This window comes from Pseudomonas sp. G3-39, from assembly GCF_054790485.1.
This window is the reverse complement of the sequence record NZ_CP186497.1, coordinates 5,356,005-5,376,506: the sequence shown is the minus strand read 5'-3', so window position 1 is coordinate 5,376,506 and position 20,502 is coordinate 5,356,005. Positions and strand designations below refer to the sequence as shown.

Genomic DNA, 20,502 nt, shown 5'->3' with positions numbered 1-20,502 from the left:
GGCGGATGAGTTTGCATGTTACAGGCACTATCAGCGACACGCTGCTGGCGATGACTGAACACGTCACTTATGCGTGGAGGCAATTGTTGCGCCAAAACAAACATCAAATATTTGGTTTGACTTGCCGGGCCTATTTATCAAGAATGCCAACAAGAGCGCGAAATCTGCTGCCTTGCAGGGCTTTAGCGGACGTAGGTACCTCAGCGATGCTGCAACATCGGTGTAAGGTGAGACCTCTTCATCCCATTTCCTGAGGATGCAAATATCAGGATTTAAATATCAAGGGCAGCCAAATGGCTGCCCTTTTCTTTGTCTTCAAGAATGTACCGCTTGTACAAAAGATCGCCATGGCGGTGCTTGTTCATTGCTCTTGACGGAGCATGCATGAAATTCCAGAGGACGTGCCCGTTCCGCACATCGACCACGACGAGCATGTCGTTTTTTGCCTCATAGGCGTTGATGAATGCCAATCGGAAACCGCCATTATCGTAGAGGACTTTCCATACTTCGAATGGTCCCGCCAGCGTGTCGATGGCATGCCGAACATAGCGTTCTCGGGAGTCTGGACGTTTCTCGACTATATGGACCAGTTTGTCTCGCATGACTGCAACGTTTCCAATAGGCGTGAGGATGGTAACCGCCAATACGGAGTCGTCGAAGAATCCGAAGTGATCCAAGAGGATTTTGAGGGCGCCTTCTGCGTCGTCAGCCCTCTTTATTTCTTCTATTGCGGCTGACCGAAGCTCTCGCGATAACGTTCTCAGATCGGGTAGAGCAAGGTCGATCCAGGTTTGTTGATCGGCTGCTTCCTTTATCAGTGGCGCAGCATTCACAAGCATAAAAACAATCCTGGACGGGCAGTGGCGTCCGGAGATTACTTGTCTGGGGAAACAGTCAACAAGGCACGGGGAGGGGAGAAAAAACAGCTTCGGAACATTCCTACAGTCTTCGGGGGAGTCTTCCGAGCATTGCGCTCGCAGATATTGCTCCTCCACCGATCGCCCAAGAAAAAGCCGCGCATGTAGCGCGGATTTCAAATGTGGTGGGCCCACACGGACTTGAACCGTGGACCAAAGGATTATGAGTCCTCTGCTCTAACCAACTGAGCTATAGGCCCTCAGTAGGCCGCGGATTATAGCGACGGTTTGGCGGCTGTGCTATCCGAATAATCCGATACGGTTACACGAAGAAACGTTGCGGCGAATTCTTCCGGAGGCAGCGGCAGGCTGACGATGTAGCCCTGGATCTGTTCGCAACCTTCGGCGGCGAGGAATTGTTGCTGGGCCTGGGTCTCGACGCCTTCGGCGATCACGGTGAATTGCATGCTCCGGCCCAGAGCGATGATCGCGCGGACAATCGCCGCGTCGTGCGGGTCATCGGGCAGTCCGCGAACAAAGGACTGGTCGATCTTGAGGATGTCCAGCGGCAGGCGTTTGAGGTAACTGAGCGAAGAATAACCGGTGCCGAAGTCGTCGATCGCCAGTTGTACGCCCAAGTGTTTGAGCTGGTGCAGCACCGCCAAGGCCTCCTCGGCCTGGCTCATGATGAAGTTCTCGGTAATTTCCAGTTGCAGTAAATCCGGCTGCAGACGGTTGTCCCTGAGCAGTTGTTCGATGCGTCCGAGCAGATTCGGCTGGCGTAGTTGCGCACCGGCGAGGTTGACTGACAGCGGGCCGAGGCTGTCGTAGATCTGGCTCCACTCGAACATCTGCCGGCAGGCGGTCTCGAGCACCCAATCGCCGATCTGCAGGATCATGCCGTTCTCTTCGGCCAGTGGAATGAAGTGCTCCGGCGGCACTTCGCCGAAGGTCGGGTGACGCCAGCGGATCAGTGCTTCGGCACCGACCAGGCGATGGTCGTCGAGGCTGATTTTCGGTTGGTAGTAGAGGAACAACTCTTCGCGCTCGATGGCCCGGCGCAGTTCGTGCTCCAGTGCCACGCGCTCGCTGGCCTGGGCAGTGAGGTCGCGAGTGTAGCTTTCGACGCGGTTGCGGCCCTTGGCCTTGGAGCGGTACATCGCCGCGTCGGCGTTTTTCACCAAGGTGGCGACATCGCAGCCATCCCGTGGATAGAGGCTGGTGCCGATGCTGGCGCTGATGAAGAACTCGTGCTCACCGGCCTGAAACGGTGCGCCAAAGCAGTTGAGCAGTTTGAATGCGATGTTGTCGGCATCGCTGGCTTGTTGCAGACCCGGCAGCAGAATGATGAATTCATCACCGCCCAGTCGTGCGACGGTGTCGATATCACGCAGTTGTTCTTTCAAACGCACGGCAATGCCTTTGAGCAGCAGATCGCCAACCGGGTGGCCGAGGCTGTCGTTGATGTGTTTGAAGCGGTCGAGATCGAGGAACAGCACCGCGCCCTGACCACCGTTTTCCTGCTGACTGTTCAGCGCGGTGAGCAGGCGACTTTCGAACAGGGTGCGATTCGGCAGGCCGGTGAGCGGGTCATGGTGCGCCTGATAATCGAGCTTGGCCTGTGCGTGTTTGAGGCTGGAGATATCGGCGAACACCGCAACAAAGTGGGTGATGAACTTGTCGCGGTTGCGTACGGCGCTGATGGTCAGCCAGCTCGGATACAACTCGCCGTTCTTGCGCCGGTTGGAAATCTCGCCCTGCCAGTGTCCCTCAGCAGTCAACTGGTGCCACATTGCCGCGTAAAACGCGCTGTCATGCAGTCCCGAGGCGAGCAGGCGCGGGGTGTGGCCGAGGGCTTCGCTTTCGCTGTAGCCGGTGATTTCGCTGAACGCACGGTTCACCGCGCTGATGTGCTGCTGGGTGTCGGTGATCAACACGCCTTCGGCGGTGCTCTCGAATACGGTGGCGGCCTGCTGCAGTTTTTCCTGCATCAAATGGCGCTCGGTGATGTCCCGGGCAATGGTCAACATGCAGTCTTCTTCGCCGATCGGCAGCGGACGGCTGGAGACTTCGCACAGTCGGATTTGCCCGTCGCTGCGGCGGATATGGCAGGTGAAATCGCGTACGAAGCCGTCGCGGTGCAGCAGGTCGAGCATCTGCTTGCGTTCGTTGAGATTGACCCAGATCCCCAGGTCCAGCGCCGAGCGATCCACCGACATCGCGCTGTTGAACCCGGTGATGCGGCTGAAGCCCTCGTTGACCTCCAGCAGCAAGCCATCGCTCTGACGCGACAGCAGCAAGCCGTCCGGCGAGGCGTGAAAGGCTTTGGCGAACTTCTCTTCGGAGGTTTGCAGTTGCTGCTGGGTTTCCTTGAGCTGGGTGATGTCGCGCACGACCACCACCAGCGCCGGAGTGGTGTCGAGGTCGAAGGGCTCGGCGGAGATCAGACCGGTGAACACCTGGCCATTGTTGCGGCGAAAGGGCATCTCCAGGTTGCGGATACTGCCGGCCTGCAAGCGCTGTAACAGCCCGGGCCCGACCCCGGGGATGCCCCAGATGTTGAGTTCGGTGGCGGTCTGGCCGACGACGTCCTTGGCCTTGAGGCCGATCTGTTCTTCAAAGGCTTCGTTGACCTCCAGCAGACAGCCGTCGGACAACCGCGCGATCACGAGGATATCCGGGCATTGCTGGAACACCGACGCGAACTTCTGCTCCGAAAGCCGCAGCGCCTCCTCAGTGCGCTTGGTTTCGCTGATGTCGATCATCAGCCCGCGCATCACAGGCTCGTGGCCATGTTCAATCAGACTGACAATGTCACGCACCCACAGGCAGCGCCCGTCAGCGGTGATCACCCGATAGTCGAGGGTGTGATCGCGTCCGTCGCGTACCGCCTCATCGCAAATGGCCTGGGCGCGGGTCAGGTCGGCGGGGTGAATGATGTTGCGCCAGAAGCCCGGAATCAGCCAGTGCGCCTGTGGATAACCGAGCAGATCTTCGGCATGGGGCGACACATAGCTGTAGGTAAAGTCGCTCATGCGCGCTTCCCAGGCGATGGCCGAAAGGCTCTCGACCAATCCGCGGTAATGATATTCGCTGCTGCGCAATTCCTGTTCTAGGTCGACGCGGCGGGCGATTTCCGAACTCAAGCGGCGATTGATGCGAATGACCACCGCCAGAATGCTGACCAGCAGCAACAGGCCCGGAAGGCCATAGATCAGAAGATCCGACCAGAATGTCCGATGGTCCAGAACATTACCGACCCAATGTTCCTGAATGCTGCTGATTTCCTCGGGGCTCATGTCCGCCAGGACTTTGTCCAGAATACCCACCAGCATTTTGTTGTCGCGGGGTACGCCCATTGCCAGCTGATAGCGATACGGGGTTTCGCCGCTGACGTATAAACCGTCGAGCTTGAGCTGGCGCAGACTCCAGACGCTGGAGGCAAGGTCGCCGACCACGGCGTCTACCTCATCGGTAGCCAGAGCCTGCAAGGCCGAGCTGACATTGGGCATGGCCACCAGATTCAGGTCGGGATGGTGGGTGCGCAGAAGTTCGTGGGGGGCGTAGTTCTCCACCACGGCGATCTTCAGACCGTACAGGTCCTCGATTTTGCGCGGCTGAGCGCCGCCGATATGGGCGAGAATCACGATCGGAAAGTCGAGGTAGGGGCGGGTAAACGACAGATAGTTCTGGCGCTCCGGCGTGGACATGATTCCTGGCAGCAGGTCGATCTTGCCGGTTTTCACCTGCGCCAGCACTTCGGTCCAGCTCGATGGCTCGACCGGATTGAGTTTGATCGACAGGCGCTGGCGGATCACGTCGATATAGTCGGCGGCCAGGCCTTGATAGCGATTCTGTTCATCGCGGAATTCGAACGGCGGCCACGACGCATCGACACCCAGGCGCAAGTCCGGGTGAGCCGCCAGCCAGCTACGTTCTTCATCGGTCAGAGTCAGCGCGTCAGCCGTTGCGGTCCAGATCATCAGTGACAGCAAGAAAAGCACGGGCGCCAGTCTGGGCATAACCGTCTCGTTATGGCACGGGATTCATTGTTTCGAGTGTAGACGGGGTATGCCGGGGAGGGGCGGTGCGAGGGATTTAATCTGCCGCATAAACAAAACCCCCGGCCTGGGCCGGGGGTTCTGGTATCACTCGTCGAGGAAGGAGCGCAGATGCTCGCTTCGCGTCGGGTGGCGCAGCTTGCGCAGCGCCTTGGCTTCGATCTGACGGATCCGCTCACGCGTTACGTCAAACTGTTTGCCCACTTCTTCGAGTGTGTGGTCGGTGTTCATGTCGATACCGAAGCGCATGCGCAGGACCTTGGCTTCACGGGCAGTGAGGCCGGACAGCACTTCGCGAGTCGCTTCTTTCAGGCTTTCAACGGTTGCAACATCGATTGGCGACTGCATGGTCGAGTCTTCGATGAAGTCACCCAGATGAGAGTCTTCGTCATCACCGATCGGGGTTTCCATGGAGATCGGCTCTTTAGCGATCTTCAATACCTTGCGGATCTTGTCCTCAGGCATTTCCATGCGTTCGCCCAGCTCTTCCGGGGTCGGTTCGCGACCCATTTCCTGCAGCATCTGGCGGGAAATGCGGTTGAGCTTGTTGATTGTCTCGATCATGTGCACCGGAATACGGATGGTGCGGGCCTGGTCGGCGATCGAGCGAGTGATCGCCTGACGGATCCACCAGGTGGCATAAGTCGAGAATTTGTAACCACGACGGTATTCGAACTTGTCCACCGCTTTCATCAGACCGATGTTGCCTTCCTGGATCAGATCGAGGAATTGCAGGCCGCGGTTGGTGTACTTCTTGGCGATCGAGATCACCAGACGCAAGTTGGCTTCAACCATCTCTTTCTTCGCGCGGCGGGCCTTGGCCTCACCGATCGACATGCGACGGTTGATGTCCTTGATTTCAGCGATGGTCAGGCCGGTCTCGGTTTCCAGCGCGATCAGTTTCTGCTGGCAACGGATGATGTCCGGCTGGACGCGACCAATGGCTTCGGCGTATTTGCTCTTGCCTTTGGCCAGGGCGTCGGACCAGCTTTCGTCGACTTCATTGCCCGGGAACTGACGCAGGAAATCGGCGCGAGGCATACGTGCATCACGTACACACAGTTGCATGATCGCGCGCTCTTGCTGACGCAGACGATCCAGGGCGCTGCGAACACGCTCGACCAAGGCTTCGAATTGCTTCGGCACCAGTTTGATCGGCATGAACAGCTCGGCCAGGGCCAGCAACTCGGCAATCGCTGCCTTGTTGTGACGACCGTGCTTTTTCAGGGCCTTGCGGGTGATTTCCATCTGATCGGACACAGCGCCGAAACGCTGGGCCGCGATGACCGGATCCGGACCGCTTTCGGCTTCTTCTTCGTCATCCGAAGATTCGGCGTCATCGTCGTCGGTATCGTCGTCAGCCTTGGCGGCTTTCGCGTCGATCGGCGGTGGCACTTCGGCGGCCGGCGGCGCAATGCCGTCGTCCGGGTCGATGTAACCGCTCAGAACGTCGGACAGGCGACCACCCTCGGTGGTGACGCGAGTGTACTCGGAGAGAATGTGGTCAACCGTGCCAGGGAAGTGCGCGATCGCGCTCATCACTTCACGGATGCCTTCTTCGATACGTTTGGCGATTTCGATTTCGCCTTCACGAGTCAGAAGCTCGACCGTACCCATTTCACGCATGTACATGCGCACCGGGTCAGTGGTGCGACCGATATCGGTCTCCACCGCTGCCAACGCAGCGGCTGCTTCTTCCGCAGCGGCCTCGTCGGTATCGGCGTCGGCCAACATAAGGGCGTCCGCATCCGGAGCACTCTCGTGTACGGGGATCCCCATGTCGTTAATCATGCGGATGATGTCTTCCACCTGCTCCGGATCTGAAATATCCTCGGGCAGGTGGTCGTTGACCTCGGCGTAAGTCAGATACTTCTGCTCACGACCCAGTTTGATCAACTCAATAATACGAGACTGCTGTTGCGCTTTTCCGGACATAACACCCTATCCACTGAAGGTCTTGGCGGGCAAAAAACAAGCCGAGGATTATACCTGAGCTATGACCTCACGCGCCAGTTGAGGTCGGGTTTGATTCAGGAACATTGCGTTTTAGAAGCTCAAGAACCTGATGTTTCTCTTCGGTGCTCAAATCGCCTCGTCTTGATTTCGTAAGAAGTCTTTCAAGCACGCGTTCCCGTTGCTTCGCTGATAGGCTATTAATGGTGTCGAAAAACTGTTGTTCAAGGTTTTCATCGTTAATCAGCCATTCTTTCTCAGCGAGAGCCTTGAGTGTGCGCGCTTGATCCGTACCGTGCCAGCGCGCCATCAATGCACTTAAAGAGCGTAGCTTAGGATTCTTTTGCACTGCTTCGATGAGCGCGATCAACAGTTGATTGTTGCTATTGGCGTCATCGGCAAAATTGCGCGTGTTTTCGACTTTGTTGGCCAGTTGCGGGTGATGCAGCAATGTTCGCAGTGCGGTAAGAGTCGGCGATTCGACGCCAATTGGTGTGCGCGGGCGTTGTTGATCGCGATCGCCGCCACGCTTGCCGTTCTTGTCCCAGGGTTTCTTGTCCCATTTCTTGCCGCCGGCGCCGGGTTTCTTCGGCGTCCACTCCTGCTGCGGCACATACATGTCTTGTGCCTGCGGCTGATGGTAGTCGCTGTAATCCGGCATTGCGTCGTAATCGATGCCCGGATCGTAGGCGGGCGGCGCTTCCTGCGGCGCGCTTTGCGCCAGCTGGCTGACGGTTTCGCTGCTCAGGCCGGTGATTTCGGTCAGGCGCTGACGCATCAGGATGCGCAGGTTGGCGCCCGGCACTTTGTCGATCAGCGGCGCGGCGAGGGTGGCCATGTGGGCCTTGCCTTCGAGCGAGCGCGGATCGGCTTCCTCGGTCAGTTGCTGGAAGAAATAATCGGCCAGCGGTTGCGCATGTTGGTTGATTCGGGCCTTGAAGGCATCAGTGCCTTCGGCGCGAACCAGGGTGTCCGGGTCTTCGCCTTCGGGCAAAAACAGAAAGCGCGCGCGGCGCCCGTCCTGCAGGCACGGCAATGTTGCTTCCAGTGCGCGCCATGCGGCGTTGCGGCCGGCTTGGTCGCCGTCGAAACAGAACAAGACGTTCGGCACTACCCGAAACAGACGCTTGAGGTGTTCTTCGCTGGTTGCAGTGCCCAGGGTCGCGACGGCATTGCGCAAACCTTGCTGGGCGAGGGCGATGACGTCCATGTAACCCTCGACGACGATGATTTCGTCGAGGTTGCGGTTGTTCTTGCGTGCTTCATAGAGGCCGTAGAGCTCCTGGCCTTTATGAAAGACCGGGGTTTCCGGCGAGTTCAGGTATTTCGGCTTGTCGTCGCCGAGTACCCGGCCACCGAAAGCGATGATGCGGCCGCGGGTATCGCGGATCGGGAACATCACGCGATCGCGGAAGCGGTCATAGCGTTTGCCGGTTTCGGCGTTCTCGATCAGCAGGCCGGCGTCGATCATGGCCTTCTGCTGCAAAGTGTCGCTGCTCAAATGTTTGAACAGGTTGTCCCAGCCCGGCGGCGCGAAGCCGAGACCGAAGTCCCGGGCGATCTCGCCGGTCAGTCCGCGGCCCTTGAGATAATCCACCGCAGCCTTGCGCGCGGGATGACTCTTGAGCGCCTGGCGGTAGAAATCGGCGGCGGCGGTGAGCAGCGGGTACAGCGGCGAATCGGTTGGCTGCCGCGGTTTGTGCGGGCGGCCACTTTCTTCGCGGGGGATTTCCATGCCGGCGGCTTTAGCCAGGTCCTCAACCGCCTGGGGAAAATCCAGGTTGTCGTGGTCCATGAGAAAGCCGAGGGCGTTGCCACCGGCGCCGCAACCGAAGCAGTAATAGAACTGCTTGTCCGGGCTGACGCTGAACGATGGGGTTTTCTCTTTATGGAACGGGCAGCAGGCGGTGTAGTTCTTGCCGGCCTTTTTCAGTTGCACACGCGAGCTGACCACGTCGACGATGTCGGTGCGGTTCAGGAGGTCGTCAATAAAGCTCTGGGGAATCAGCCCGGCCATGGCGTTCTCGTCTGCGCTGTAATGAGTCCGATGCGAAGGGCGGCCGGACGCAGGTCTTGAGTGAGGCGCACAAAGTGGGCGGCTCGACCGGGTTCGGTTGCGTGATCGCTGTCGGGAAGTGTATCTGCCGAAAAACCACTGACGTTAGTACTCATCAGTTTTCGACTATTTGAAAGTGTTGCGCTGAATCCGCTGACGGCCGATAAATGGCCCCGGATAGCTCAATAAAACGGGCACGCATGCAGGTGCCTTGGGCTGATCGTCGTAAGAGGAATCAGTGGGTGTGCTCGTCAGTAGCCTTGAAAGGCTCGTCAGAAAAGACGTGCACCGCTGGCAAAAGAGCCAGGTCTGACGCGTGAAGCAGATTTGTCTCGGTCGCGTGTGCGGCTTCGACGGTGAAGCATCAAGCGTTTTACGCAAATGCCATTAGCCCGGCTGAGGGCCGGGCTTAGGCAAGAAACTTGCTACGATCGTCTGTGTATTAGTACAGACGAACGGCGCGGCGCTGTTCGCGCTGAACTTTCTTGGCGTGACGCTTAACAGCGGCTGCTGCTTTGCGCTTACGCTCAGAAGTTGGCTTCTCGTAAAATTCGCGGCTACGAACTTCAGCCAGTACACCGGCTTTTTCGCAGGAGCGCTTGAAACGACGCAGAGCTACGTCGAAGGGTTCGTTCTCTTTAACTTTGACGGCTGGCATCCAGAGCTACCTTCATTCATTACCGGGGTCAACATCCTCGCGGCAAAAGAGCACTTGAAGACGTCGGTTTTTAAGGGTTGCGGATGTTAACCCCTCATCGCTCGGAATGCAAAGCCTCTGATCGAAAACCGCTAGTCGGGGCATCGCATGGCGACTATTATGCGCGCCTTCGAATTCAGCCTAAACAAGGCGCAAACCCATGCTAGTACTGGGATTAGAAACCTCCTGCGACGAAACCGGCGTCGCATTATACGACAGTGAACGCGGCCTGCTGGCCGACGCGCTGTTCAGCCAGATCGACCTGCACCGCGTCTATGGCGGCGTGGTGCCGGAGCTGGCCTCGCGTGACCACGTCAAACGCATGCTGCCCTTGATTCGTCAGGTGTTGGCCGAGGCTGACTGCGTGCCGACCGAGATCGATGCGATCGCCTACACCGCAGGCCCAGGCCTGGTCGGGGCGCTGCTGGTCGGTGCTTCGTGCGCTCAGGCGCTGGCGTTTGCCTGGGGCATTCCGGCACTCGGTGTGCACCACATGGAGGGCCACTTGCTGGCGCCGATGCTGGAGCCAAAACCGCCGGAATTCCCGTTCGTCGCTTTGTTGGTGTCCGGTGGGCATACGCAGCTGGTTCAGGTCGATGGCATTGGCCAATACAGCCTGCTTGGCGAGACCCTCGACGATGCCGCCGGCGAAGCGTTCGACAAAACCGCGAAAATGATGGGCCTCAATTATCCGGGGGGGCCGGAAATCGCCAAACTGGCCGAGAAGGGCGTTGCAGGACGTTTCACCTTCCCGCGTCCGATGTGTGATCGCCCGGGTCTGGATTTCAGCTTCAGCGGCTTGAAGACCTTTGCTCTCAACACCTGGCAGCAATGCGTCAGCGCCGGGGACGACAGCGAGCAAGCCCGTTGCGACATCGCGCTGGCGTTCCAGCAGGCCGTGGTGGAGACTTTGACCATCAAGTGCAAGCGTGCCCTGAAACAGGCGGGCATGAAGCGTCTGGTGATCGCTGGCGGCGTCAGTGCCAACAAGGCGTTGCGTGTTTCTCTTGAGAAAATGCTCGGTGACATGCAGGGCGATGTGTTCTACGCCCGTCCCGAGTTCTGCACCGACAATGGCGCGATGATCGCGTTTGCCGGTTGCCAGCGTTTGCAGGCCGGTCAGCAGGAAAGTCTGGCGATCAGCGTGCAGGCGCGCTGGCCGATGGAGCAGTTGTCGCCGCTGTGATTGGCGGTGTGGCTGAGCGGTATTTAAAAATGCCGTTCGCGCCCGGCAAACAGGTCGCGTAGATTGCCGCGGTGGCGCCAGACGATCAGCAATGTCAACGCGCTCATCGGCAGCAGCGCTTCCGGTTCTTGCCACGCGAGTAAGGGCAAGGTCAGGGGCGTGGCGATCAACGCCGCCAGCGAGCTGGTACGGGTCAGGTAGAACGTCAGCAGCCAGGCGCACACCGCCAGCAGCGCGGCGGGTGGATACAGGCCCAACAGCATGCCGGCGGCCGTGGCGACGCCTTTGCCGCCGCGAAAACGGAAATACAGCGGGAACAGGTGACCGATCACGGCGCACACGCCGATCCAGGCCTGATCCTGCAACGAAAGGCCAGCGGCCGCTGCGATCAGCACCGGTACCAGGCCTTTGCACAGATCACCCAGCAGGGTCAGGATCGCCAGTTTGCGACCGACCAGGCGCAGCATGTTGGTGGCGCCGGCATTACCCGAGCCACTCATTCGCGGATCCGGGTTTCCGGTCAGGCGGCTGAGCAAAATGGCGAAGGACAGAGAGCCGAGCAGGTAGGCGAGAGTCGCCAGTAACCAAAACATGCTAACTATTCCGGGCGAGGACGCCCTGATTCTAACGGCGCATTGCGCCCTTGTCGTGCAGCGGAGAAAAGTGCTTGGACAGAGTGTTTATCGAGGGCCTGGAAGTCGACACCGTGATCGGTGCTTACGACTGGGAGCGGGGCATTCGACAGTGCCTGCGTCTTGATCTGAGCTTCGCCTGGGACAATCGCCCGGCCGCCGCCGGTGACGACCTGACCCTGGCGCTCGATTACGCCAGCGTTTCCACGCGCATCCAGGCCTTTGCCGAGCAATCCCAATATCAACTGGTCGAGACCTTTGCCGAGCGCCTGGTCGAAGTGCTGATGGCCGAATTCAAGATCACCTGGGTTCGTCTGAAACTGACCAAGCCGGGCGCCGTGCCGGCCGCCAAGGGTGGCGTGGGTGTGGAGATCGAGCGCGGATGTCGCTGACTCAGGTGTACCTCGGGCTCGGTAGCAATATCGAGCGCGAAACCCATTTGCGCGCCGGGCTCGACGCTTTGGCAACGTTTCTGGTGGATATCCGCTGTTCGGCGGTGTTCGAGAGTCAGCCGGTGGGGATCAAGAGCGGGCCTTTCTTCAATTTCGTGGTCTCGGCGCTTACCGATCTGCCCTTGATGGAGCTGGATCGGCGCCTGAAATTCATCGAAGCCGATAACGGTCGCTATGCGCCGGATCGCAAGGGGCTGCCGCTGGATATCGACGTGCTGTTATACGGCGATCTGACCGGTAACTTCGACGGCTTGATTCTGCCGCGTGCCGAAATCCTGAAAAACGCCTTTGTGCTGTGGCCGCTGTCGCTGATTGCGCCGGATCGGGTGCATCCAGGTGTGGGGAAAAGCTTCGCGACGTTGTGGGCCGAGGCGCAGATTGATCAGGTGTTGGCGCCGGTGGCCTTTGAGTGGCGTGGGCAGCAACTGACGTCTTCGGATTTACGTTGAATTAACGGCCGCTTTCGCGAACAAGCCCACACATTTGGAATGCATTCCCCTTGTGGGAGCGGGCTTGCTCGCGAAGCTTTTCAGGCTGACGCCTTGTCTTTGTAGGCTTTTAGCGCCTTCAGTCGTTCTCGCTTCAGCGCTTCGCCCAGTTCCGGGCCTTTGAATCCCTTCTCCAGCAACGGCTGCACCGCGACTTCCCGCGCAGCCTGGGCAGCGCCGCGTAAATAATCGGCCTGTGGATAACTTCTCTGCTCCAGCCCTTTACGGCCTCGGGCGTCCATTTCGCATGCGCCGATAAACTCTTCAAACCGCTGCGGTCGTCGATACACATCAAAGCTCTGCAACAGCTCCAGCAATGTTGAGGCTTTCAATTCCAGCGCCCGGTGACAGTGGGTGTGGTACTTGCCGACAAGCAAGGCCAACTCCTGACAATCCTTCGGTGCCTTGAAGCGTTCGTTGACTGCTTTGATCAGCTTCAACCCAGTGTGTTCATGGGCGATATGTCGTGGCCACTCTTCTTCCGGCGTCAGGCCTTTGCCGAGGTCATGCAGCAGGCAAGCCCAGCGTACTGTCAGCGGTTGTTTGTGCAGCGCTGATTGCTCCAGAACGCTGAGAGTGTGCAGGCCGGTGTCGATTTCCGGGTGATGCACTTCCGGTTGTGGCACGCCAAACAGCGCGTCGACTTCCGGCATCAGTTCTTTCAGTGCGCCGCAATCGCGCAGCACCTGGATGAATACCTGCGGCTGATCTTCCATCAGTGCGCGGGAGATTTCTTTCCAGCTGCGTTCGGCGGTCAGCGCCTGCAGTTCGCCGGACTCGCTGAGCTGGCGCATCAGTTCCAGTGTTTCTGGTGCGACAGTGAAGCCAAGACTGGCATAACGGGCAGCAAAGCGCGCAACGCGCAGCACGCGGAGCGGATCTTCGGCGAATGCGGGGGAAACGTGGCGCAGGATCCGCGCTTCGAGATCACGTTGCCCATGATAGGGATCGGTGAGGTTTTGCTGGTCGTCCTCGGCCATTGCATTGATGGTCAGGTCGCGGCGGATCAGGTCTTCTTCCAGAGTGACTTCGGGGCTTGCGTGAAAAGTGAACCCGCCATAACCGCGACCGCTTTTGCGTTCGGTGCGGGCAAGGGCGTATTCCTCGCCGGTCTTGGGGTGAAGGAATACCGGAAAATCCGCACCCACGGGGCGAAAGCCCTGGGCGAGCATTTCCTCAGTGGTCGCGCCCACCACCACCCGATCAACGTCGGTGACCGGTATACCCAGCAAGCGATCGCGTACCGCACCGCCAACCTTGAAAATCTGCATAAAAAACCTCCGTTAGCCCGACAGGATAACCCTTGTGTCGGACTTTCGGAGGTCAGAACCGCATCTAGAGATGAATCACGGCCAGGTCGAGTCGACCGTAATCACCCTCGCTGTGTTCACTTCGCGGCGGTACGTGGTGAGTTTTCATGATCTGGTCGCCCTGAAGGGTTTCCAGGTGAATGTCGAAGCCCCACAACCGGTGCAGATGTTTCAGTACCTCGTCGGTGGAATCGCCCAAGGGTTTGCGGTCATGTTGCTGGTGACGCAGGGTCAGCGAGCGGTCGCCGCGGCGGTCGATGCTGTAGATCTGCACGTTCGGTTCGCGGTTGCCGAGGTTGTACTGCGCGGCCAGGGTTTCGCGGATGATCCGGTAACCGGTTTCGTCGTGGATCGCAGGCACCAGCAAATCGTCCTTCTGATCGTCATCGAGGATGCTGAAGAGCTTCAGGTCGCGGATCACTTTGGGTGACAGGTACTGGAGGATGAAGCTCTCATCCTTGAAGCTGCTCATGGCGAACTTGATGCTCGACAGCCAGTCGGATCCGGCGATGTCCGGAAACCAGCGCCGGTCTTCCTCGGTGGGGTTTTCGCACATGCGGCGGATGTCGCGATACATCGCGAAGCCCAGTGCGTAAGGGTTGATCCCGTTGTAGTAAGGGCTGTCGAAGCCTGGCTGGAACACCACGCTGGTATGCGAGGTGAGGAATTCCATCATGAACCCGTCGGTCACCAGGCCCTCGTCGTACAGGTCGTTCATCAGGGTGTAGTGCCAGAAGGTGGCCCAGCCCTCGTTCATCACCTGCGTCTGACGCTGTGGATAAAAATACTGGGCGATCTTGCGCACGATCCGCACGATCTCCCGTTGCCACGGCTCCAGCAACGGCGCGTGCTTCTCGATGAAATACAGGATGTTTTCCTGCGGCTCGGCCGGGAACCGGGCGTTGTCCTTGTCGCTGTACTTGTCCGCGCCTTTGGGGATGGTGCGCCACAGATCGTTGATCTGCTTCTGCAGGTGCTCTTCGCGATCCTTCTGCCGCCGGCGTTCTTCCTCGGCGGAAATCGGATACGGACGCTTGTAGCGATCGACCCCGTAATTCATCAGCGCATGGCAGGAGTCGAGCAGGTCCTCCACCGCATCGATACCGTGGCGCTCCTCGCATTGCATGATGTACTGCTTGGCGAACACCAGGTAATCGATGATCGAACTGGCATCGGTCCAGGTGCGGAACAGGTAATTGCCCTTGAAGAAACTGTTATGGCCATAGCACGCGTGTGCCACCACCAGCGCCTGCATGCAGATGGTGTTTTCCTCCATCAGATAGGCAATGCACGGATCCGAGTTGATCACGATCTCGTAGGCCAGCCCCATCTGGCCGCGGCTGTAGGATTTCTCGGTGCTGAGGAAGTGTTTGCCGTAGGACCAGTGGTGATAGCCCAGTGGCATGCCGACCGAGGCATAGGCGTCCATCATCTGTTCGGCGGTGATCACTTCGATCTGGTTGGGATAGGTGTCCAGGGCATAGCCGGCCGCAATCCGGGCGATTTCGCGGTCGTAGGCCTGGATCAGCTCGAACGTCCATTCGGAGCCGGTGGAAATGGGTTGGCGTTTCTGCTCTTTGGCGGTCATGTCACTAACCTGCGCTGGAAGAGTTCACGGAAGACCGGATAGATATCCCCGGCCGAGACCAGTTGCTGCTGGGCAAACGTGTCGGAAAAGGCTTCGGCGATGCGTTCGTATTCGTACCAGAGGGCCTGGTGTTCGCGCGGGGTGATCTCCACATAAGTGTAGTACTGCACAAACGGCATGATCTGATTGATCAGGATGTCGCGGCAGATCGGCGAGTCATCGTTCCAGTTGTCGCCGTCGGAAGCCTGCGCGGCGTAGATGTTCCATTCGTTGCTCGGGTAGCGCTCGGCCATGATCTCCTGCATCAGCTTCAGGGCGCTGGAGACGATGGTGCCGCCGGTTTCCCGCGAGTAGAAGAACTCTTCCTCGTCCACTTCCCGGGCGCTGGTGTGATGGCGGATGAACACTACGTCGATCTTGTCGTAGTTCCGCTTGAGGAACAGGTACAACAGGATGAAAAAACGTTTGGCGATGTCCTTGGTCGCCTGGGTCATCGAGCCGGACACGTCCATCAGGCAGAACATCACCGCTTTCGAGCTGGGGTTGGGTTGCTTGATCAGCAGGTTGTATTTCAAGTCGAAAGTATCGAGGAATGGCACGCGGTGAATGCGCGCGCTGAGTTTCTCGATTTCTGCTTCCAGTTCCTGAATATCGCCGAAGTTGTCCGGCTCTTCGCGCTTTAATCGCGCCAGTTCCTCTTTGGCCTCGCGCAGTTTGGCACGGCTGCTGCCGGACAGCGCAATGCGCCGGGCGTGGGCCGAGCGCAGGGTGCGGATGATATTGATCCGCGACGGGTTGCCTTCGTTACTGATCCCCGCGCGCACGGTCTTGAAAGTGTCGGTGCCGCTCAGGTTGCGTTTCACCAGATTCGGCAGTTCAAGGTCCTCGAACATGAACTCGAGGAATTCCTCCTGGGTGATCTGGAAGACGAATTCGTCCATGCCCTCGCCGGAATTGCCAGCCTTGCCGGGACCGCGTCCACCGCCGCCCCCCGGAGGCCTGGCGATGTGTTCGCCGGCAGTGAATTCCTTGTTGCCGGGATGAACCACGGTCTGCTTGCCGCCGCGACCGTGGTGAAGCACCGGTTCGTCGATATCGCGACCGGGAATGCTGATCTGTTCGCCGTGCTCCATGTCAGTGATGGAACGGCGGCTGACCGCCTCTTCGACAGCCTTCTTGATGTGATCACGGTAACGCCGCAGGAAGCGCTGGCGGTTCACCGTGCTCTTGTTCTTGCCATTGAGACGTCGGTCGATCACATAGCTCATACGTGGCCCTCCGGGCAGCTTCAAGTTGTGAGCTGCGAGCCGCAAGTAGAAGCACAGCGTTCACATGCTTTTTTCTTGCAGCTCGTAGCTTGAAGCTTGTAGCTGTTTTACTGCGATTTCCGGACCCGTAGGTACCATTCGGACAGAAGTCTTACCTGTTTGTCGGTGTAGCCGCGTTCGACCATTCGAGTAACGAAGTCGTTGTGTTTCTGTTGATCCTCTTTGCTCGCCTTGGCATTGAAGCTGATGACTGGCAGCAGGTCTTCGGTGTTCGAGAACATTTTCTTCTCGATGACCACCCGCAGTTTCTCGTAGCTGAGCCAGGTCGGGTTCTTGCCGTTGTTGTTGGCTCGGGCGCGCAACACGAAGTTGACGATTTCGTTGCGGAAATCCTTCGGATTGCTGATGCCCGCCGGTTTCTCGATTTTCTCCAGTTCTTCGTTCAGGGCGACACGGTTGAGAATCTCGCCGGTCTCCGGATCGCGGTATTCCTGATCCTGGATCCAGAAGTCCGCATACAGCACGTAGCGGTCGAAGATGTTCTGCCCGTATTCGCTGTAAGACTCCAGATAAGCGGTCTGGATCTCTTTGCCGATGAATTCGATATAACGCGGCGCCAGGTACTCCTTGAGGTAGCGCAGGTAGCGTTCGCGGGTCTCGGCCTGGAACTGTTCCTGCTCGATCTGTTGTTCCAGTACATACAACAGGTGCACCGGGTTGGCGGCGATTTCATGCGGATCGAAGTTGAACACCTTGGACAGAATCTTGAACGCGAAGCGGGTCGAGAGACCGTTCATGCCTTCGTCGACGCCCGCCGAATCGCGGTATTCCTGGATCGACTTGGCCTTTGGATCGGTGTCCTTGAGGTTTTCCCCGTCGTAGACACGCATCTTCGAATAGATGTTGGAGTTTTCCGGTTCCTTGAGGCGCGACAGCACGGTGAACTGCGCCAGCATCTTCAGGGTGTCGGGGGCGCAGTGGGCCTTGGCCAGAGAGCTGTTGAACAACAATTTGTCGTAGATTTTCACCTCGTCACTGACCCGTAGGCAGTACGGTACTTTGACGATGTAGATCCGGTCGATGAAGGCTTCGTTGTTCTTGTTGTTGCGGAAGGTGTGCCACTCCGATTCGTTGGAGTGCGCGAGCAGGATCCCGGTGAACGGAATCGCCCCCAGCCCTTCGGTACTGTTGTAGTTGCCTTCCTGCGTGGCGGTCAGCAATGGGTGCAGCACCTTGATCGGTGCCTTGAACATTTCGACGAATTCCATCAGGCCCTGGTTGGCCCGGCACAGCGCACCGGAGTAGCTGTAGGCGTCGGCGTCGTTCTGTGGGTATTCCTCGAGTTTGCGGATGTCGACCTTGCCCACCAGCGCCGAGATGTCCTGGTTGTTTTCGTCGCCCGGTTCGGTCTTGGCCACGGCGATCTGGTTGAGGATCGACGGATACAGTTTGACCACACGGAACTGGCTGATGTCGCCACCGAATTCGGCCAGGCGTTTGGTCGCCCACGGCGACATGATGGTGTTCAGGTAGCGCCGCGGGATGCCGAAGTCTTCCTCGAGGATCGCGCCATCTTCGGTGGCGTTGAACAGACCCAGAGGCGATTCGAATACCGGCGAGCCCTTGATCGCGTAGAAGGGCACTTTTTCCATCAGCTGTTTCAGCTTCTCGGCCAGGGACGATTTACCGCCACCGACGGGGCCGAGCAGGTAGAGGATTTGTTTCTTCTCTTCCAGGCCTTGGGCGGCATGGCGGAAATACGAGACGATCTGGTCGATGCATTCTTCCATCCCGTGGAAGTCTTCAAAGGCCGGATAGCGACGAATCACCTTGTTGGAGAAGATCCGCGACAGCCGCGAGTTGGTCGACGTGTCGAGCAGCTCGGGTTCGCCGATGGCCATCAATAGACGCTCGGCGGCGGAAACGTAAGCGCTGCGGTCCTTTTTGCACAGCTCCAGGTACTCCTGCAGCGAGAGTTCTTCCTGGCGTGTGGACTCGAAGCGTTGTTGGAAGTGGCTAAAGATACTCATGACGTCACCTCGCTCGATACGTGGAGCCGACGCCGGATCACTCAGTCGATGCTGGCAAGCAGCCGTGGTGGCCGCTTGTTTACCCCCCAGAACACTTTCGCGGTCGACAACCTTGAAAGTCACTCCCGATGACCCGTGCGCCGGTGTACCGGCTCTCCCCTGTTTTGGATGGCCTGGGCTTAAGGATAGTTGGGAATTCGAGAGGTAAAGGCGAGATACGTAATTAGTTGTGGCAGACCGTTCGTCTGCCGCGCGCAGGCCCACGGCAGCCGGGGCCTGCGCGTGACAAAAAAATTATTCGGCGGTGCCTTGCGCGGTTTCCGACGGATAAGTCGCACGCCATAGCTCGAAGCCGCCGTCCATGCTGTAGACGTCGGAGAAGCCCTGGCTGATCAGGTAGGCGGCCGCGCCCTGGCTGGAATTGCCGTGGTAGCAGACGACAACGGTCGGTGCATCCAGGTCGGCGCCTTGAATGAAGGCGTGCAGCGAGTGGTTGTCCAGATGCTTCGAACCGCTGATATGCAGGGCGGCAAAAGTTGCAGGATCACGGACATCGACCACGACTGCGCCTTGCTCACGCAGGGCATGGGCCTGTTCCGGGGGGATTCGTTTGAATTCGCTCATGGCGGGTTCCTGTAGCTCGGCAGAATGCGCAGTCTAACGCGGCGCGCTGACTGGCGAAGTTTCGGGGATAAGTGGTGCGACTGATGGTGCAAGCCCGCCGTGTTCATCGCATTTGCATGACACGCGCTCGCCGCTGTCGACGTTCATCAGGGTCAGGCTGCCGCCCCAGACACAACCGGTGTCCAGTGCCGAGATGCCCGGTTCACGGACATCGCCTTCCAGCGCGGCCCAGTGGCCGAAAATGATGCGCAGACCGCGGGTCTTGCGCTCTTTGTGCTGGAACCATGGCTTATAGCCGGGCGGGGCAGTGTCGAGACCTTCCTTGCTCTTGAGGTCGAGCTTGCCCTCGGCGGTGCAGAAGCGCATGCGGGTGAAATAGTTGGTGATGACGCGCAGGCGGGTCACGCCCGTGAGCTCGCTGTCCCACTTCGCCGGCTCATTGCCGTACATGCCATCGAGATACAGCGGAAACAGGTTGTCGTCACGCAGTGCCGCTTCGGCCTCGGCCGCGTACTTCAGGGCCTTGCGCAAGGACCACTGCGGTGGGATGCCTGCGTGCACCATGGCTACTTCGCGTTGTTCGTCGTAGTGCATGAGTTTCTGCTGGCGCAGCCACTCGAGCAGATCGGCTGCGTCGGGGGCTTCAATGATCTCGCGCAGGGTATCGGACTTCTTCAGGCGCTCAATGTTGTTGGCCGCAGCGAGCAGGTGCAGGTCATGGTTACCCAGTACGCAAACCAGCGAATCGCGCATGCCGTAGAGAAAACGCAGGGTCTCCAGCGATTGCGGGCCGCGGTTGACCAGGTCGCCGACCAGCCACAGCCGATCGAGCTTCGGGTCGAAAGCCACTTGCTTGAGCAGACATTTGAGCGGTTCGAGGCAGCCTTGCAGGTCGCCGACGGCGTACGTCGTCATCAGTGCAGGGCTCCGGGGACGGCGAGGCGGAAAGGTTTGATGATCGCGTCGAAATGCTTGCCGTCATCGGCGACCATTTCGTAAGTGCCCTCCATGGTGCCGACCTTGGTGGTCATCACCGTGCCGCTGCTGTAGGTGTGGCTTTTGCCAGCCTCGATCAGCGGTTGCTGGCCGACGACGCCAGCGCCGCGAACCTCTTCGACATGCCCGTCACCGTCGGTAATCACCCAATGTCGTGACATCAGCTGGGCAGGGCGCTCGCCATTGTTCTGCACGGTGATGGTGTAGGCGAAGGCGAAGCGGTTGTGCTCGGGTTGCGATTGTTCTGCCAGGTAGCGGGTAACGACACTGACGTCGACCTGATAACGAGAATCGGACATGCAAA

At 58.8% G+C, this 20,502-nt stretch carries 16 protein-coding genes and 1 tRNA gene; 3 read left to right on the top strand and 14 right to left on the bottom strand.

Going from position 1 to position 20,502, the window contains the following annotated elements:
• Nucleotides 1-272: 272 nt before the first annotated feature.
• The 6 genes from ACOYXG_RS24325 to rpsU all read right to left on the bottom strand — a co-directional run bounded on the left by ACOYXG_RS24325 (nucleotide 273) and on the right by rpsU (nucleotide 9,585).
• Complete coding sequence (locus ACOYXG_RS24325) at nucleotides 273-839, bottom strand: PBECR2 nuclease fold domain-containing protein (RefSeq protein ID WP_460354410.1); 567 nt, start codon at nucleotides 837-839, stop codon at nucleotides 273-275.
• A gap of 201 nt (nucleotides 840-1,040) precedes the next feature.
• Nucleotides 1,041-1,117: transfer RNA gene (locus tag ACOYXG_RS24320), tRNA-Ile, on the bottom strand.
• 15 nt (nucleotides 1,118-1,132) lie between these two features.
• Nucleotides 1,133-4,879 carry a bifunctional diguanylate cyclase/phosphodiesterase gene (locus ACOYXG_RS24315; RefSeq protein ID WP_460354408.1) on the bottom strand — a complete coding sequence of 1,249 codons (3,747 nt, stop codon included), beginning with the start codon at nucleotides 4,877-4,879 and terminating at the stop codon, nucleotides 1,133-1,135.
• A 126-nt stretch (nucleotides 4,880-5,005) separates the two neighbouring features.
• On the bottom strand, nucleotides 5,006-6,853 hold the full coding sequence (gene rpoD, locus ACOYXG_RS24310) for an RNA polymerase sigma factor RpoD (RefSeq protein WP_027610709.1): 1,848 nt from the start codon (nucleotides 6,851-6,853) through the stop codon (nucleotides 5,006-5,008).
• Between the two features lie 67 nt (nucleotides 6,854-6,920).
• Nucleotides 6,921-8,888, bottom strand: a complete 1,968-nt coding sequence (dnaG, locus tag ACOYXG_RS24305; protein WP_336841133.1) for a DNA primase — start codon at nucleotides 8,886-8,888, stop codon at nucleotides 6,921-6,923.
• 481 nt (nucleotides 8,889-9,369) lie between these two features.
• Nucleotides 9,370-9,585 (bottom strand): 30S ribosomal protein S21, encoded by a 216-nt coding sequence (gene rpsU / locus ACOYXG_RS24300; protein WP_002551877.1) that lies wholly within the window; start codon nucleotides 9,583-9,585, stop codon nucleotides 9,370-9,372.
• A 199-nt stretch (nucleotides 9,586-9,784) separates the two neighbouring features.
• Between rpsU and tsaD the strand changes: the two genes are divergently transcribed.
• On the top strand, nucleotides 9,785-10,810 hold the full coding sequence (tsaD, locus tag ACOYXG_RS24295; protein ID WP_460354404.1) for a tRNA (adenosine(37)-N6)-threonylcarbamoyltransferase complex transferase subunit TsaD: 1,026 nt from the start codon (nucleotides 9,785-9,787) through the stop codon (nucleotides 10,808-10,810).
• A 23-nt stretch (nucleotides 10,811-10,833) separates the two neighbouring features.
• Here tsaD and plsY read toward each other — a convergent pair whose 3' ends face one another.
• Nucleotides 10,834-11,403 (bottom strand): glycerol-3-phosphate 1-O-acyltransferase PlsY, encoded by a 570-nt coding sequence (gene plsY, locus ACOYXG_RS24290; protein ID WP_027610711.1) that lies wholly within the window; start codon nucleotides 11,401-11,403, stop codon nucleotides 10,834-10,836.
• Between the two features lie 74 nt (nucleotides 11,404-11,477).
• Here plsY and folB point away from each other — a divergent pair, with 74 nt between their 5' ends.
• Nucleotides 11,478-11,834, top strand: a complete 357-nt coding sequence (folB, locus tag ACOYXG_RS24285; protein WP_003228857.1) for a dihydroneopterin aldolase — start codon at nucleotides 11,478-11,480, stop codon at nucleotides 11,832-11,834.
• On the top strand, nucleotides 11,825-12,343 hold the full coding sequence (gene folK / locus ACOYXG_RS24280) for a 2-amino-4-hydroxy-6-hydroxymethyldihydropteridine diphosphokinase (protein WP_027610712.1): 519 nt from the start codon (nucleotides 11,825-11,827) through the stop codon (nucleotides 12,341-12,343). Before folB ends, folK begins: the two co-directional genes overlap by 10 nt.
• A gap of 80 nt (nucleotides 12,344-12,423) precedes the next feature.
• Here the strand turns inward: folK and ACOYXG_RS24275 are convergent, their stop codons facing one another.
• The 7 genes from ACOYXG_RS24275 to apaG all read right to left on the bottom strand — a co-directional run bounded on the left by ACOYXG_RS24275 (nucleotide 12,424) and on the right by apaG (nucleotide 20,497).
• Nucleotides 12,424-13,653 (bottom strand): multifunctional CCA addition/repair protein, encoded by a 1,230-nt coding sequence (locus ACOYXG_RS24275; RefSeq protein ID WP_285372965.1) that lies wholly within the window; start codon nucleotides 13,651-13,653, stop codon nucleotides 12,424-12,426.
• Between the two features lie 64 nt (nucleotides 13,654-13,717).
• Nucleotides 13,718-15,280: a SpoVR family protein gene (locus tag ACOYXG_RS24270; protein ID WP_027610714.1), complete on the bottom strand. Its 1,563-nt coding sequence runs from the start codon at nucleotides 15,278-15,280 to the stop codon at nucleotides 13,718-13,720.
• Nucleotides 15,277-16,548: a YeaH/YhbH family protein gene (locus tag ACOYXG_RS24265; RefSeq protein ID WP_003228849.1), complete on the bottom strand. Its 1,272-nt coding sequence runs from the start codon at nucleotides 16,546-16,548 to the stop codon at nucleotides 15,277-15,279. Before ACOYXG_RS24265 ends, ACOYXG_RS24270 begins: the two co-directional genes overlap by 4 nt.
• 107 nt (nucleotides 16,549-16,655) lie before the next feature.
• Nucleotides 16,656-18,578, bottom strand: coding sequence for a PrkA family serine protein kinase (locus ACOYXG_RS24260; protein ID WP_003228848.1), 1,923 nt, complete (start codon nucleotides 18,576-18,578; stop codon nucleotides 16,656-16,658).
• Between the two features lie 294 nt (nucleotides 18,579-18,872).
• Complete coding sequence (gene glpE / locus ACOYXG_RS24255; RefSeq protein ID WP_027610715.1) at nucleotides 18,873-19,202, bottom strand: thiosulfate sulfurtransferase GlpE; 330 nt, start codon at nucleotides 19,200-19,202, stop codon at nucleotides 18,873-18,875.
• Nucleotides 19,203-19,235: 33 nt separating this feature from the next.
• Nucleotides 19,236-20,117, bottom strand: a complete 882-nt coding sequence (locus ACOYXG_RS24250) for a symmetrical bis(5'-nucleosyl)-tetraphosphatase (RefSeq protein ID WP_460354397.1) — start codon at nucleotides 20,115-20,117, stop codon at nucleotides 19,236-19,238.
• Entirely contained in the window at nucleotides 20,117-20,497 is a 381-nt protein-coding gene (gene apaG / locus ACOYXG_RS24245; protein ID WP_027610717.1) for a Co2+/Mg2+ efflux protein ApaG, read from the bottom strand. Before apaG ends, ACOYXG_RS24250 begins: the two co-directional genes overlap by 1 nt.
• Nucleotides 20,498-20,502: the final 5 nt, after the last annotated feature.